Here is a 14,119-nt window from a genome sequence, read left to right on the forward strand (position 1 = left end):
ACGCATGTTAAGGGGCTGAAAAACACCAATGGCAAAGCAAGATTATTACGAGATTTTAGGCGTTTCCAAAACAGCGGAAGAGCGTGAAATCAAAAAGGCGTACAAGCGCCTGGCCATGAAATATCACCCGGACCGCAACCAGGGCGATAAAGAGGCCGAAGCTAAATTTAAAGAAATCAAAGAAGCCTACGAGATCCTGACGGATGCCCAGAAGCGTGCGGCCTACGATCAGTACGGCCACGCCGCGTTTGAGCAGGGCGGCATGGGCGGCGGCGGCGGTGGTTTCGGCGGCGGCGCGGATTTCAGCGATATCTTTGGCGATGTTTTTGGCGATATCTTCGGCGGTGGCCGCGGTCGTCAGCGCGCGTCGCGCGGGGCTGACCTGCGCTACAACATGGATCTGACGCTGGAAGAAGCGGTTCGCGGCGTAACGAAAGAGATCCGCATCCCGACGCTGGAAGAGTGCGACGTCTGCCACGGCAGCGGCGCGAAATCTGGCAGCAAGCCACAGACCTGTCCGACCTGTCACGGCGCCGGCCAGGTGCAGATGCGCCAGGGCTTCTTCGCCGTTCAGCAGACCTGTCCGCACTGTCAGGGACGCGGTACGCTGATCAAAGACCCGTGCAATAAATGCCACGGTCACGGTCGCGTAGAGAAAACTAAAACGCTGTCGGTTAAAATCCCGGCAGGCGTAGACACCGGCGATCGCATTCGTCTGTCTGGCGAAGGTGAAGCAGGCGAGCACGGCGCTCCGGCCGGCGATCTGTACGTTCAGGTCCAGGTGAAGCAGCACGCCATCTTTGAGCGCGAAGGCAATAACCTGTACTGCGAAGTGCCGATTAACTTCACCATGGCGGCGCTGGGCGGCGAGATTGAAGTCCCGACCCTGGACGGCCGCGTGAATCTGAAGGTGCCTGGCGAAACGCAGACCGGCAAGCTGTTCCGCATGCGTGGTAAAGGCGTCAAGTCCGTACGCGGCGGCGCGCAGGGCGATCTGCTGTGCCGCGTGGTGGTTGAGACGCCGGTTGGCCTCAACGACAAGCAGCGGCAGCTGTTGAAAGAACTTCAGGAAAGCTTCGGTGGCCCGACGGGTGAGAACAACAGCCCGCGCTCTAAAAGCTTCTTTGACGGCGTGAAGAAATTCTTCGATGATTTGACCCGCTAATCATCATGCCGTGTAAAAAGCCACTTTATCGCGAAGTGGCTTTTTTATTTCTCGCCGTCTCTCCGTTAATGCTGCCTGAATTTCTCGATCGGACCCTTTTCTGACCCTTCTCTTCTCATTTCGTAAAAACCGATCGACAGAGCAATAATAAACTTATTTTTTCGAGCTGTTATGGCGATTAGAATAGTTTAAACGATGAATAATCCTGATAGAGAGAATAAAAAGTGAAACATCTGCAGCGTTTTTTAAGTAGCGATGCTTCCGGGGGCATAATCCTCATTTTTGCCGCCGTGCTGGCGATGCTGTTGGCGAATACCGATGCCACCAGCGGTCTGTATCACTCCTTTTTGGAAACGCCCGTTCAGCTGCGCGTTGGCGCGCTGGAAATCAACAAGAACATGCTGCTGTGGATTAACGACGCGCTGATGGCCGTCTTCTTCCTGCTGATCGGCCTCGAAGTGAAGCGCGAGATGATGCAAGGGGCGCTGGCCAGCCGTCGCCAGGCGGTGTTCCCGGTGCTGGCCGCCCTGGGCGGGATGATCGTCCCGGCGCTTATCTACCTTGCGTTTAACGCCCAGGACCCGATTGCCAGAGGGGGCTGGGCGATCCCGGCGGCAACCGATATTGCGTTCGCGCTGGGCGTGCTGGCGCTGCTCGGCAGCCGCGTGCCTGTGGCGCTGAAGATTTTCCTGATGGCGCTGGCGATCATTGATGACCTGGGTGCGATCGTTATTATCGCGCTGTTCTACACCAACGACCTTTCCGTGCTGTCGCTCGCGGTGGCGGCGGGGGCCATTGGGGTGCTGGCGCTGCTGAACCTGAGCGGGGTGCGGCGCACCGGTATCTATATTCTGGTCGGCGCCGTGCTGTGGACCGCGGTGCTGAAGTCCGGGGTTCACGCCACCTTAGCGGGGGTCATTGTTGGCTTTATGATTCCGCTGAAGGAGCAGGATGGCAAATCGCCGGCGAAGGAGCTTGAGCACGTTCTGCACCCGTGGGTTGCCTGGCTTATCCTGCCGCTCTTCGCCTTTGCTAATGCGGGCGTCTCGCTGCAAGGGGTAACGCTGGAGGGACTGACGTCGCTGCTGCCGCTGGGGATTATTGCCGGGCTGTTTATTGGCAAGCCGCTGGGGATCGGCCTGTTCTGCTGGCTGGCGCTGAAGCTGAAGTGGGCTTCGCTGCCGGAAGGGACTCATTTCCCGCAGATTATGGCGGTCGGCGTGCTCTGCGGGATCGGTTTTACGATGTCGATTTTTATCGCCAGCCTGGCGTTTGCCAGCACTGACCCCGGCTTAATCAACTGGGCCAAGCTTGGCATTCTGATCGGCTCGGTGCTATCGGCCGTCAGCGGATATATGCTGCTGCGCAAGCGCATAACGGTTCCCGCCCGCTCGGCGTAATACTTTCGGAGAGCCTGCAGAGGCTCTCCAGGACATTATCAGGGAGAGAAGCATGTCGCATATTAACTACAACCATCTGTACTACTTCTGGCACGTCTACAAGGAAGGCTCCGTGGTCGGGGCGGCGGAAGCGCTGTTTCTGACGCCGCAGACCATCACCGGGCAAATTAAAGCGCTTGAAGAGCGCCTGCAGGGGAAGCTTTTTAAGCGTAAGGGCAGGGGGCTGGAGCCGAGCGAGCTGGGCGAGCTGGTGTTCCGCTATGCCGACCGCATGTTCACGCTAAGCCAGGAGATGCTGGATATCGTCAACTACCGCAAGGAGTCGAATTTACTGTTCGACGTTGGCGTGGCGGATGCGCTGTCGAAGCGGCTGGTGAGCGGCGTGCTGGATGCGGCGGTGGTTGAGGATGAGCAGATCCACCTGCGCTGCTTTGAATCGACCCACGAGATGCTGCTGGAGCAGCTGAGCCAGCATAAGCTCGATATGATTATCTCCGACTGCCCCATCGACTCAACCCAGCAGGAGGGGCTGTTTTCGGTGCGCATCGGCGAATGCAGCGTGAGCTTCTGGTGCATGAATCCACCGCCGGAGAAGCCGTTTCCCGCCTGCCTTGAGGAGCGTCGCCTGCTGATCCCCGGCCGGCGTTCGATGCTTGGCCGCAAGCTGCTGAACTGGTTTAATTCGCAGGGGCTCAAGGTTGAGATCCTCGGGGAGTTTGATGATGCGGCGCTGATGAAGGCGTTCGGCGCGGCGCACAACGCGATTTTTGTCGCGCCAACGCTCTACGCGCATGATTTCTACCACGACGAGTCGATTATTGAGATTGGCAGGATGGAGAACGTGATGGAGGAGTATCACGCCATCTTTGCCGAGCGCATGATCCAGCATCCGGCGGTACAGCGTATCTGCAACCGCGACTACTCGGCGCTCTTCACCTCGCCGCCGCGCTGACGGGCGGCAGATTTCAGGCATAAAAAAACCCGCTTTCGCGGGTTTTTCTACAAAGCGATAACAACCAGGCGATTAAGCCAGTTTGTTGATCTGAGCGGTCAGGTTTGCTTTATGACGCGCAGCTTTGTTTTTGTGGATCAGACCTTTAGCAGCCTGACGGTCCACGATCGGTTGCATTTCGTTAAATGCTTTCAGTGCAGTAGCTTTGTCGCCAGCTTCGATGGCTGCGTATACTTTCTTGATGAAAGTACGCATCATAGAGCGACGGCTAGCGTTGTGCTTGCGGGCCTTTTCAGACTGAACGGCGCGCTTCTTAGCTGATTTGATATTAGCCAAGGTCCAACTCCCAAATGTGTTCTATATGGACAATTCAAAGGCCGAGGAGAATGCCCGTTTAGCCTTCTTTTGTCAATGGATTTGTGCAAATAAGCGGCGCTTAAAACAACGACGCTTTATTACGTAGTGATGGCGCAAGATTCTACCAGCTTGTTGCGGGCGAATACAGCCTTTCCACCATAAAAATCGACGGGCTCGCGTAGTTTTCCCCGCGTTCCAGCGCTGAGTTGATGAATTCTCGGGATCTTTCAACGAAGAGGTGCAATCGCTGGTTAACGTCGCCAGTTGTACAAGGTATACTCGGACGATTTTCACTGTTTTGAGCCAGACATGAAGCTGATACGCGGCATACATAATCTCAGCCAGGCCCCGCACGGGTGCGTGCTGACCATTGGTAATTTTGACGGTGTGCACCGCGGGCATCAGGCGCTGCTGCAGCGCTTGCGCGCAGAGGGTCGCCAGCGTGGCTTACCGGTGGTAGTGATGATTTTCGAACCGCAGCCGCTGGAGCTGTTTGCCGCCGATAAGGCGCCTGCACGCCTGACGCGTCTGCGTGAAAAGCTGCGCTATTTGGCTGAAAGCGGCGTCGACTACGTGCTGTGCGTGCGGTTCGACCGACGCTTTGCCGCCCTGACCGCTCAGGACTTTATCAGCGAGCTGCTGGTCCGCCGCCTGGGCGTGCAGTTCCTCGCCGTGGGCGATGATTTCCGCTTTGGCGCTGGTCGTCAGGGGGATTTCTTGTTATTACAGAAAGCCGGGGTGGAGTTTGGGTTCGACATCACCAGCACCCAGACCTTCTGTGAAGGCGGCGTCCGCATCAGCAGCACCGCGGTGCGGCAGGCGCTGGCGGATGACGATCTTGTCCTTGCAGAAACGCTGCTGGGCCATCCGTTTACCATCTCCGGGCGCGTGGTGCACGGCGATGAGCTGGGGCGCACCATTGGCTTCCCGACGGCGAACTTACCGCTACGTCGTCAGGTTTCCCCGGTTAAAGGGGTCTATGCGGTAGAAGTAACGGGGCTTGGCGACAAACCTTTGCCGGGTGTCGCCAATATTGGCACTCGCCCAACGGTCGCCGGCGTCCGTCAACAGCTGGAAGTGCATCTGCTGGACGTTGTAATGGACCTCTACGGTCGCCATATAGATGTAATACTGCGTAAAAAAATACGTAACGAACAGCGGTTTGCGTCGCTCGATGAGCTGAAGGCGCAAATTGCACGTGATGAGTTAACGGCCCGCGAGCTTTTTGGGCTGACCAGGCAGGCCTAAACCTGTTGGTGTTTATCAAACCGAAATACGGAACCGAGAATCTGATGAGTGACTATAAATCCACCCTGAATTTGCCGGAAACAGGGTTCCCGATGCGTGGCGATCTCGCCAAACGCGAACCGGGAATGCTGGCGCGTTGGACCGATGATGATCTGTACGGCATCATCCGTGCGGCGAAAAAAGGCAAAAAAACCTTCATTCTGCATGATGGCCCTCCTTATGCGAATGGCAGCATTCATATTGGTCACTCGGTTAACAAGATTCTGAAAGACATTATCGTTAAGTCCAAAGGGCTGACGGGCTATGATTCTCCCTACGTGCCGGGCTGGGACTGCCACGGTCTGCCGATCGAGCTGAAAGTGGAGCAGGAGTTCGGCAAACCGGGTGAGAAGTTCACCGCGGCCGAGTTCCGTGCCAAGTGCCGCGAATACGCCGCGACCCAGGTTGAAGGCCAGCGTAAAGACTTTATCCGTCTTGGCGTGCTGGGCGACTGGTCGCGTCCGTACCTGACCATGGACTTCAAAACCGAAGCCAATATCATCCGCGCGCTGGGTAAAATCATCGGCAACGGCCACCTGCACAAAGGCGCGAAGCCGGTGCACTGGTGCGTAGACTGCCGCTCCGCGCTGGCGGAAGCGGAAGTTGAGTATTACGACAAAACCTCTCCGTCTATCGACGTGGCGTTCCACGCCGTCGATAAAGCGGCGGTGCTGGCGAAGTTCGGCGTTGCCGACGTCAGCGGCCCGGTCTCCCTGGTTATCTGGACCACCACCCCGTGGACCCTGCCGGCTAACCGCGCGATCTCCCTGTCGCCGGAGTTCGACTATGCGCTGGTGCAGGTTGACGGCCAGGCGCTGATCCTGGCGAAAGACCTGGTTGAAAGCGTCATGAAGCGTACGGGCGTTGCGGATTACACCATCCTCGCGGTGGTCAACGGCGCCGAGCTGGAGCTGATGCGCTTTAATCACCCGTTCCTCGACTTCGACGTTCCGGCGATCCTCGGCGACCACGTTACCCTCGATGCGGGTACCGGTGCGGTGCATACCGCTGGCGGCCACGGCCCTGACGACTACACCATCAGCCAGAAATATGGCCTGGAAATCGCCAATCCGGTCGGCCCTGACGGCGCCTACCTGCCGGGAACCTATCCGTCGCTGGACGGCATCAACGTCTTCAAAGCTAACGACATCATCGTTGAGCTGCTGCGTGAAAGCGGCGCGCTGCTGCACGTTGAAAAAATGCAGCATAGCTATCCGTGCTGCTGGCGCCACAAGTCGCCGATCATCTTCCGCGCCACGCCGCAGTGGTTCGTCAGCATGGATCAGAAAGGCCTGCGCGCGCAGTCGCTAAAAGAGATTAAAGGCGTGCAGTGGATCCCGGACTGGGGCCAGGCGCGTATCGAATCGATGGTGGCTAACCGCCCTGACTGGTGTATCTCCCGTCAGCGTACCTGGGGCGTTCCGATGTCCCTGTTCGTGCATAAAGAGACCCAGGAGCTGCATCCGCGCACCCTGGAGCTGATGGAAGAAGTGGCTAAGCGCGTTGAGGTTGACGGTATTCAGGCGTGGTGGGATCTCGACTCCCGCGATATCCTCGGTGCCGATGCCGACAGCTACGAGAAAGTGCCGGATACCCTCGACGTGTGGTTTGACTCCGGCTCTACCCACTCCTCGGTGGTAGACGTGCGTCCGGAGTTTTCCGGTCACGCCGCCGATATGTATCTGGAAGGTTCCGACCAGCACCGCGGTTGGTTCATGTCCTCGCTGATGATCTCCACGGCGATGAAGGGCAAAGCGCCGTATCGCCAGGTGCTGACCCACGGCTTTACCGTTGATGGCCAGGGCCGCAAGATGTCCAAATCCATCGGTAATACCGTCTCTCCGCAGGATGTAATGAACAAGCTGGGCGCGGATATCCTGCGCCTGTGGGTGGCTTCCACCGACTATACCGGCGAAATGGCGGTCTCCGATGAGATCCTCAAACGCGCCGCCGACAGCTATCGTCGTATCCGTAACACCGCGCGCTTCCTGCTGGCGAACCTTAACGGCTTCGACCCGCTGACCGACATGGTGAAACCGGAAGAGATGGTAGTGCTCGATCGCTGGGCGGTGAGCTGCGCGAAAGCGGCGCAGGACGATATCCTCAAAGCCTACGAGTCCTACGACTTCCATGAAGTGGTGCAGCGCCTGATGCGCTTCTGCTCCATCGAAATGGGGTCGTTCTACCTCGACATCATCAAAGACCGCCAGTACACCGCGAAGGCGGACAGCGTGGCGCGTCGCAGCTGCCAGACCGCGCTGTTCCACATCGTGGAAGCGCTGGTGCGCTGGATGGCGCCGATCATGTCCTTCACCGCCGACGAAATCTGGGGCTACCTGCCGGGTTCCCGCGAGAAATACGTCTTCACCGGTGAGTGGTATGAAGGCCTGTTCGGCCTGGCCGACGATGAAGCGATGAACGACGGCTTCTGGGATGAACTGCTGAAGGTGCGCGGTGAAGTGAACAAGGTTATCGAACAGGCTCGTGCTGACAAGCTGGTGGGCGGCTCTCTTGAGGCGGCGGTCACGCTGTATGCGGATAGCGAGCTGGCAACCAAGCTGAACGCGCTGGGCGACGAGCTGCGCTTTGTCCTGTTAACCTCAGGGGCGAAAGTGGCCGATTACGCACAGGCGCCGGCTGATGCCTGGCAGAGCGAACTGCTGAAAGGTCTGCGGGTTGTGCTGAGCAAAGCGGAAGGCGATAAGTGCCCACGCTGCTGGCACTACACCAGCGACGTCGGCAAGGTGGCGGAACACGCGGAAATCTGCGGTCGCTGTGTCAGCAATGTCGCCGGTGACGGCGAACAACGTAAGTTTGCCTGATGAGTAAATCTGTCTGTTCAACCGGGCTACGCTGGCTGTGGGTCGTCGTCGCCGTGCTGATTATCGATCTGGGCAGCAAATTCCTGATCCTCCAGAACTTTGCTCTGGGGGATACGGTAGCGCTGTTCCCATCGCTGAACCTGCACTACGCGCGCAACTACGGCGCGGCTTTTAGCTTCCTCGCCGATAGCGGCGGCTGGCAGCGCTGGTTCTTTGCGGGGATTGCCCTCGGCATCTGCGTGATTCTGACGGTACTGATGTACCGCTCGAAGGCGACGCAGAAGCTCAATAACATCGCCTACGCGCTGATTATTGGCGGGGCGTTAGGCAACCTGTTCGACCGGCTGTGGCACGGTTTTGTCGTCGATATGATTGATTTCTACGTCGGTGAGTGGCATTTCGCCACCTTCAACCTGGCCGATACCGCCATCTGTATCGGCGCGGCGCTGATTGTGCTGGAAGGCTTTTTGCCCGGCGCTGCGAAGAAAACCGCGTAATCCCTGCCGGGTGGCGTTTACGCCAGTCCGGCCTACATTATAAGCGTACCCCGCCAGCGGTCTTGCCGCCAGGCGGGGTAAACGCAGAACCAACTTAGAGCAAACCTGCATGTCAAACTCTGTACAGAGCAACAGCGGGGTGCTGGTGCACTTCACGCTGAAACTTGATGATGGCTCCACCGCGGAGTCTACGCGCAATAACGGCAAGCCGGCGCTGTTCCGTCTTGGTGACGCTTCGCTCACCGAGGGGCTGGAACAGCACCTGCTGGGGCTGAAGGCGGGGGATAAAACCAACTTCTCCCTCGAGCCTGATGCCGCGTTTGGCGTACCCAGCCCGGACCTGATTCAGTACTTCTCCCGCCGCGAGTTTATCGATGCGGGCGAGCCGGAAATTGGCGCAATTATGCTCTTTACCGCAATGGATGGCAGCGAAATGCCCGGCGTGATTCGGGAAGTTAACGGCGATTCGATCACCGTTGATTTCAACCATCCGCTGGCCGGGCGCACCGTTCATTTTGATATTGAAGTGCTGGAAGTCGATCCGGCGCTGGAGGAGTAAAATGCAGATCCTGTTGGCTAACCCGCGCGGCTTCTGCGCCGGCGTTGACCGCGCTATCAGCATTGTCGAAAACGCGCTGACGCTGTATGGCGCGCCGATCTATGTTCGTCATGAAGTGGTGCATAACCGCTATGTGGTCGATAGCCTGCGCAAACGCGGCGCTATTTTTATCGAGCAAATCAGCGAAGTGCCGGACGGCGCGATCCTGATTTTCTCCGCCCACGGCGTCTCTCAGGCGGTACGCAACGAGGCGAAAAGCCGCGATCTGACGGTTTTCGATGCCACCTGTCCGCTGGTGACCAAGGTCCATATGGAGGTGGCTCGCGCCAGCCGCCGCGGCGAAGAGTCGATTCTGATCGGTCACGCCGGTCACCCGGAAGTTGAGGGGACGATGGGCCAGTACAGCAACCCGCAGGGGGGCATGTACCTGGTGGAGTCGCCGGACGACGTCTGGACGCTGGAAGTGAAAAACGACGCCAGGCTGTCGTTTATGACTCAGACCACGCTCTCCGTTGATGACACCTCTGACGTCATTGACGCGCTGCGCCAGCGCTTCCCGAAAATCGTCGGGCCGCGTAAAGACGATATTTGCTACGCCACCACTAACCGTCAGGAAGCGGTACGCGCGCTGGCGGAGCAGGCGGACGTAGTGCTGGTGGTGGGGTCGAAGAACTCCTCCAACTCTAACCGTCTGGCCGAACTCGCGCAGCGCATGGGGAAAGCGGCGTATCTGATCGATGATGCGGCCGATATCCAGGAGCCGTGGGTCAAAGCGGCCCAATGCGTGGGCGTGACCGCCGGCGCATCGGCGCCGGATATCCTGGTGCAGAACGTGATTGCTCGCCTGCAGGAGCTGGGCGGCGGCGACGCGGTGCCGCTGGAAGGGCGCGAAGAGAACATCGTCTTTGAAGTGCCGAAAGAGCTGCGGGTTGACGTCCGTGAAGTAGAATAAGTTCTTTACGCCGTCAGTATGCGAAGATGCCAGACTTAACGTCTGGCATTTTTTTTGGAGAATTTATGCGCTTACCGATAGTTCTTGATACCGATCCCGGCATTGATGATGCGGCGGCAATCGCCGCGGCGCTGTTCGCGCCCGAGCTGGATCTGCAGCTGATGACCACGGTGGCCGGCAACGTGTCGGTGGAAAAAACCACCCGCAATGCGCTGCAGCTGCTGCATTTCTGGAACGCCGACGTGCCGCTGGCCCAGGGCGCCTCAATGCCCCTGCTGCGCCCGCTGCGCGATGCGGCCTCCGTTCACGGCGAGTCGGGGATGGAAGGGTATGAGTTTGTCGAGCATCGCTGCCAGCCGCTGCCGAAACCGGCGTTTCAGGCCATTCGCGATGCGCTGATGCATGCCCCGGAGCCGATGACGCTGGTGGCCATTGGCCCGCTGACCAACATTGCGCTGCTGCTGACGCAGTATCCGGAGTGCCGGTTTAACATTCGCCGCCTGGTCATTATGGGCGGATCCGCCGGGCGGGGTAACTTCACCCCCAACGCGGAGTTTAACATTGCCATCGACCCGGAAGCCGCGGCGAAAGTGTTTCAGAGCGGGCTGGAGATCGTGATGTGTGGGCTGGACGTCACCAATCAGGCAATACTCGCCCCGGAATATCTCGCCACGCTGCCGACGCTCAACAGGACCGGCAAAATGCTCCACGCGCTGTTCAGCCACTACCGCAGCGGCAGCATGGAGAGCGGGCTACGCATGCATGACCTGTGCGCCATCGCCTGGCTGGTTCGTCCCGAGCTGTTTACCCTTAAATCGTGCTTTGTGGCGGTCGAAACGCAGGGGAGCTGGACGGCGGGCACCACGGTCGTTGATATCGAAGGCCGCCTTGGCCAGCCGGCGAACGCCAGCGTGGCGCTGGATCTGGACGTCGCAGGCTTCCAGCGCTGGGTCGCGGAGGTTCTGGCGCTGGCGCCATAGGCCCTTTAGCGGCGATAAATTTTCTCGCTAAGATAGTCAATCATGGCCCGCATCCTGGCGGGCATATGCTTATTTCCCGCCCACAGCAGCCACAGCTCGCCGGAGTAGCTGCTGATAAACTCCCACTCTGCCAGCACCTGGACTATCTCCCCGCGCTCCAGCGCTTCGCGGGCGGTAAACAGCGGCAGGCTGCCAATGCCTAAATTCTGCTTCACCGCATCCAGCCGCACGGCGGTGTGGTTGGCGGCGTAGCGCCCTCGGGTCTGTACGATTTCCGTTTTTCCTTCGCGACGAAATTTCCAGCGCGCATCGGCGGGCGTTTCGCCGAGGCTGATGCAGCTATGGTCGCGCAGATCCTGCGGATTTTGCGGCGCGCCGTGCTGGCGTAAATAGTGCGGGGTAGCGCAGATTACGTGGCTGACCGGCATCAGCGGCTTGCCGTGCAGCCCCGGCGAGGGCGAATGGGTGATGCGCAGCGCCAGATCGATCCCGTCGTCAATCAGGTCAAGATAGCGATCTTCGAGACGCAGGCAGACGTCAACCTGCGGAAAGCGGGCCAAAAACTCGCTCATCAGCGGATGGATAACAAACCGCCCGACGGCCTTCGGCACGCTGAGCGTCAGCTTGCCCTGCGCCACCTGCTGGGCGCTGCCGGCCGCATCCATCGCCAGGCGCGCGGATTCCAGCATCTCCAGCGCGTGGGCGTAAACCGTCTTGCCGGCATCGCTCAGGCGGAGTTTGCGCGTGGATCGGTGCAGCAGCTTGCTGCCCATCTCCCGCTCAAGGCGCGAGACGCTGCGGCTGACCGCCGAAGGCGTGGTTCCCGTAAGCCGGGCGACCGCGGAAAAGCTGCCCTGCTCGACGATTTGCACGAAGAGGGCCAAATCGGGAAGTAAGCTTAAGTTCATTTGTGCTCTCTAAGCAAAGGTGCATTGACGCAAGACGGGATTATCGCTGTACGTATTATCAATATACTGTGCGTAACGAGAGGAGAACAACCATGACCGAACGTCTTTATTACACCAGCGATGCCACCGAAGGGCGCGCGCGGGTGGTGGGCTGCGTAGAGCAGGCCGATGGCCGCTACGCAATCGAGCTGGACCAAACGCTGTTTCATCCGCAGGGCGGCGGGCAGCCGGCGGATCGCGGCTGGATAGCGGAGATCGCCGTCGAAGGGGTAACGGCGTTTGGCGACAGCATTCTGCACTTTGTCCCGCAGCCGCTGGCCCCGGGCGAGGTGACGATCCGCATTGATGGCGCAGCGCGGCGGCAGCATGCCCGCCTGCACTCGGCGGGCCACCTGATTGGCCTCGCGGGAGAGCAGTGCGGCTGGCAGCCGACGAAGGCCCACCACTGGCCAGGAGAGGGGCGAATTACCTTCACCTCAGGCGCCAGTGCGTCATTGCCGGAGGCCAGCGTGCTGCAGGAAAAAGTGGCCGGCTGGCGGGCGGAAAACCTGCCTCGCCATATCTCCGTGGTTGACGGGCTGCGCAGGGTGGGATTTGGTTCCCTGCCTGATTATCCCTGCGGCGGGACCCACGTTGCCAGCCTTTCTGAGCTGGGCGAAGTGCTGATAACCCAGCTGAAAATGAAAAAGGGCCAGCTGATTGTGAGCTACACGCTGGCGTGAAGATACCTTTGCAGCGCCGGCTGTGACGTGCGCTACAAAGTCGTCCGCTCGCCCTTGGGTTAATCGATTAATCTGCTAAGCTGATTCTGCTGTTCTCCTTGGGCCGGAGACCAATATGAATCCTGTTTTTTTCCAGCCACCGCAGGTGGCGTGGGCCAGCGGCCTGTTTTCCGACGGCCCGCTGCTGCGCAAGTCGACGCGTATTACGGATCTGATCGGCGTTTTTGCCGATGAGCGAACCCGTCTGACCATGGCGGGCGACCGGGTGGTGTACGAGGTTGAAATGCTTGATACCTCCTCCGCACCGGGCGCGCTCTATACCGGCGTCACCCACCTCTATCCCGGCAAGGTCGGGGATGAATTTTTTATGACTCGCGGGCACTTTCACGCCCGCCGCGAGCAGGGCGAAGTCTACTTCGGTCTGCGCGGCAGCGGCCTGCTGCTGCTGCAAAACGAGCGCGGAGAAACCCGTCTGGAGCAGGTTTTCGCCGGCTCGGTGCACGTTATCCCCGGCTATAGCGCCCACCGCCTGATAAACACCGGGGCCGATACGCTGTCGGCGCTGGCGGTGTGGCCCGCCGCTGCGGGACATGATTACGCGGCGCTGGACGGCGGCTTCAGGCTGCGGGTCGTCGAGGAGAACCGGACTATTCAGGCAAAAGAGGTGCAGAATGGCTGATTCTGCCCGCGCTTACGGCCTGGATATGACGATCCACCACCATCCCCCTGGTTTTAGCTACGGCGCGGACGTGACCGGGCCGATGCCGGAGATCCGTCGTCTCGATCAGATCCGCGCCTCGCTGCGCGATCCCCACTGCGCAGGGCCGGACGAGGTCTACGCGATCGCCATGGACGTGGCGCGCATGCAGGATCGCTATGAGCTAAAAAAGCGCATGCTGCTGTTTGGCGTCGTGACCTACGCCGCCGGAAGGCTGGGGGAAGAACCGGTGCGCAGCCAGGGTCATATCCACCGCATCAGTCAGCACAGCGGCTGGTCGCCGCCGGAGCTGTATGAAATCTGGCAGGGAAAGGCGATTATCTATATGCAGGAGCGGGTGGAAGACGATCCCGGCCGCTGCTTTGCGGTGATTGCCGAACCCGGCGATAAGGTGCTGGTGCCGCCGGGCTGGGGGCACGCGACGATTTCCGCCGATCCCGAGGTGCCGCTCACCTTCGGCGCCTGGTGCGATCGGGAGTACGGCTTTGAGTATGATGCCGTGCGGGCGCATAAGGGGCTGGCGTGGTACCCGCTGCTGCAGGATAACCACGTTATCTGGCAGCATAATTCACGCTATCTTCCCGGTCGCCTGCAGGCGATTACGCCGCGCCGGTACGTCGAGTTTGGCCTCACCTCCGCGCCGATTTATCAGCAGTTTATCGACGATCCCGCCCGCCTGCAGTTTATCTCCAGCCCGGACAGGGCGGCGGATCTGTGGCACAACTTTCATCCATAAAAAAACCGGGGCGATGCCCCGGTTCAGATATTGGCGGTACAGGCGGCGACCCCGGCCTGCAAAC

Annotated in this window: 14 protein-coding genes; 12 read left to right on the plus strand and 2 right to left on the minus strand. The window is 59.5% G+C overall.

What is annotated here, in order from left to right; translation table 11 throughout:
- Positions 1 to 28: 28 nt before the first annotated feature.
- The 3 genes from dnaJ (at position 29) to nhaR (ending at position 3,517) form a co-directional block, all read left to right on the plus strand.
- The gene (gene dnaJ / locus RTE01_RS08330) at positions 29 to 1,165 is read left to right on the plus strand and encodes a molecular chaperone DnaJ (protein WP_041143978.1); all 1,137 of its coding nucleotides are present in this window, start codon (positions 29 to 31) and stop codon (positions 1,163 to 1,165) included.
- Between the two features lie 224 nt (positions 1,166 to 1,389).
- On the plus strand, positions 1,390 to 2,565 hold the full coding sequence (gene nhaA / locus RTE01_RS08335) for a Na+/H+ antiporter NhaA (RefSeq protein ID WP_076946430.1): 1,176 nt from the start codon (positions 1,390 to 1,392) through the stop codon (positions 2,563 to 2,565).
- A gap of 52 nt (positions 2,566 to 2,617) precedes the next feature.
- Positions 2,618 to 3,517: a transcriptional activator NhaR gene (gene nhaR, locus RTE01_RS08340; RefSeq protein WP_041143980.1), complete on the plus strand. Its 900-nt coding sequence runs from the start codon at positions 2,618 to 2,620 to the stop codon at positions 3,515 to 3,517.
- Positions 3,518 to 3,589: 72 nt separating this feature from the next.
- Here nhaR and rpsT read toward each other — a convergent pair whose 3' ends face one another.
- Complete coding sequence (gene rpsT, locus RTE01_RS08345) at positions 3,590 to 3,853, minus strand: 30S ribosomal protein S20 (protein ID WP_003018940.1); 264 nt, start codon at positions 3,851 to 3,853, stop codon at positions 3,590 to 3,592.
- 330 nt (positions 3,854 to 4,183) lie between these two features.
- Between rpsT and ribF the strand changes: the two genes are divergently transcribed.
- The 6 genes from ribF to rihC all read left to right on the plus strand — a co-directional run bounded on the left by ribF (position 4,184) and on the right by rihC (position 10,971).
- Positions 4,184 to 5,122 (plus strand): bifunctional riboflavin kinase/FAD synthetase, encoded by a 939-nt coding sequence (gene ribF / locus RTE01_RS08355; RefSeq protein ID WP_041143981.1) that lies wholly within the window; start codon positions 4,184 to 4,186, stop codon positions 5,120 to 5,122.
- Positions 5,123 to 5,166: 44 nt separating this feature from the next.
- Positions 5,167 to 7,983, plus strand: a complete 2,817-nt coding sequence (ileS, locus tag RTE01_RS08360) for an isoleucine--tRNA ligase (protein WP_115194025.1) — start codon at positions 5,167 to 5,169, stop codon at positions 7,981 to 7,983.
- Positions 7,983 to 8,480, plus strand: a complete 498-nt coding sequence (gene lspA / locus RTE01_RS08365; protein WP_041143982.1) for a signal peptidase II — start codon at positions 7,983 to 7,985, stop codon at positions 8,478 to 8,480. Before ileS ends, lspA begins: the two co-directional genes overlap by 1 nt.
- A gap of 109 nt (positions 8,481 to 8,589) precedes the next feature.
- Positions 8,590 to 9,039, plus strand: a complete 450-nt coding sequence (fkpB, locus tag RTE01_RS08370; RefSeq protein WP_041143983.1) for an FKBP-type peptidyl-prolyl cis-trans isomerase — start codon at positions 8,590 to 8,592, stop codon at positions 9,037 to 9,039.
- A 1-nt stretch (position 9,040) separates the two neighbouring features.
- Entirely contained in the window at positions 9,041 to 9,991 is a 951-nt protein-coding gene (gene ispH / locus RTE01_RS08375) for a 4-hydroxy-3-methylbut-2-enyl diphosphate reductase (protein WP_115193594.1), read from the plus strand.
- A gap of 65 nt (positions 9,992 to 10,056) precedes the next feature.
- Entirely contained in the window at positions 10,057 to 10,971 is a 915-nt protein-coding gene (gene rihC / locus RTE01_RS08380; protein WP_041143985.1) for a ribonucleoside hydrolase RihC, read from the plus strand.
- A 5-nt stretch (positions 10,972 to 10,976) separates the two neighbouring features.
- On the opposite strand, the gene RTE01_RS08385 is transcribed toward rihC, so the two are convergent.
- The gene (locus RTE01_RS08385; RefSeq protein WP_134525231.1) at positions 10,977 to 11,879 is read right to left on the minus strand and encodes a LysR family transcriptional regulator; all 903 of its coding nucleotides are present in this window, start codon (positions 11,877 to 11,879) and stop codon (positions 10,977 to 10,979) included.
- A gap of 92 nt (positions 11,880 to 11,971) precedes the next feature.
- On the opposite strand from RTE01_RS08385, the gene RTE01_RS08390 reads away from it, so the two are divergent.
- From RTE01_RS08390 to RTE01_RS08400, 3 genes are all read left to right on the plus strand, one after another.
- A complete protein-coding gene (locus RTE01_RS08390; protein ID WP_134525232.1) occupies positions 11,972 to 12,601 on the plus strand; it encodes an alanyl-tRNA editing protein in 630 nt (209 codons plus the stop codon).
- A 115-nt stretch (positions 12,602 to 12,716) separates the two neighbouring features.
- Positions 12,717 to 13,280, plus strand: a complete 564-nt coding sequence (locus tag RTE01_RS08395; RefSeq protein WP_115193590.1) for a glucose-6-phosphate isomerase family protein — start codon at positions 12,717 to 12,719, stop codon at positions 13,278 to 13,280.
- Entirely contained in the window at positions 13,273 to 14,055 is a 783-nt protein-coding gene (locus RTE01_RS08400) for a glucose-6-phosphate isomerase family protein (protein WP_134525233.1), read from the plus strand. Before RTE01_RS08395 ends, RTE01_RS08400 begins: the two co-directional genes overlap by 8 nt.
- Positions 14,056 to 14,119 lie beyond the last annotated feature (64 nt).

Source organism: Klebsiella terrigena (assembly GCF_006539725.1).
Classification (GTDB): domain Bacteria; phylum Pseudomonadota; class Gammaproteobacteria; order Enterobacterales; family Enterobacteriaceae; genus Klebsiella; species Klebsiella terrigena.

Bases quoted from the DNA above. Each gene is read 5' to 3' on its own strand.
- RTE01_RS08390 (WP_134525232.1), top strand. From the start codon at position 11,972: ATGACCGAACGTCTTTATTACACCAGCGATGCCACCGAAGGGCGCGCG.
- RTE01_RS08400 (WP_134525233.1), top strand. From the start codon at position 13,273: ATGGCTGATTCTGCCCGCGCTTACGGCCTGGATATGACGATCCACCAC.
- RTE01_RS08385 (WP_134525231.1), bottom strand. From the start codon at position 11,879: ATGAACTTAAGCTTACTTCCCGATTTGGCCCTCTTCGTGCAAATCGTC.
- rihC (WP_041143985.1), top strand. From the start codon at position 10,057: ATGCGCTTACCGATAGTTCTTGATACCGATCCCGGCATTGATGATGCG.
- ispH (WP_115193594.1), top strand. From the start codon at position 9,041: ATGCAGATCCTGTTGGCTAACCCGCGCGGCTTCTGCGCCGGCGTTGAC.
- dnaJ (WP_041143978.1), top strand. From the start codon at position 29: ATGGCAAAGCAAGATTATTACGAGATTTTAGGCGTTTCCAAAACAGCG.
- fkpB (WP_041143983.1), top strand. From the start codon at position 8,590: ATGTCAAACTCTGTACAGAGCAACAGCGGGGTGCTGGTGCACTTCACG.
- ribF (WP_041143981.1), top strand. From the start codon at position 4,184: ATGAAGCTGATACGCGGCATACATAATCTCAGCCAGGCCCCGCACGGG.
- RTE01_RS08395 (WP_115193590.1), top strand. From the start codon at position 12,717: ATGAATCCTGTTTTTTTCCAGCCACCGCAGGTGGCGTGGGCCAGCGGC.
- nhaR (WP_041143980.1), top strand. From the start codon at position 2,618: ATGTCGCATATTAACTACAACCATCTGTACTACTTCTGGCACGTCTAC.
- ileS (WP_115194025.1), top strand. From the start codon at position 5,167: ATGAGTGACTATAAATCCACCCTGAATTTGCCGGAAACAGGGTTCCCG.
- lspA (WP_041143982.1), top strand. From the start codon at position 7,983: ATGAGTAAATCTGTCTGTTCAACCGGGCTACGCTGGCTGTGGGTCGTC.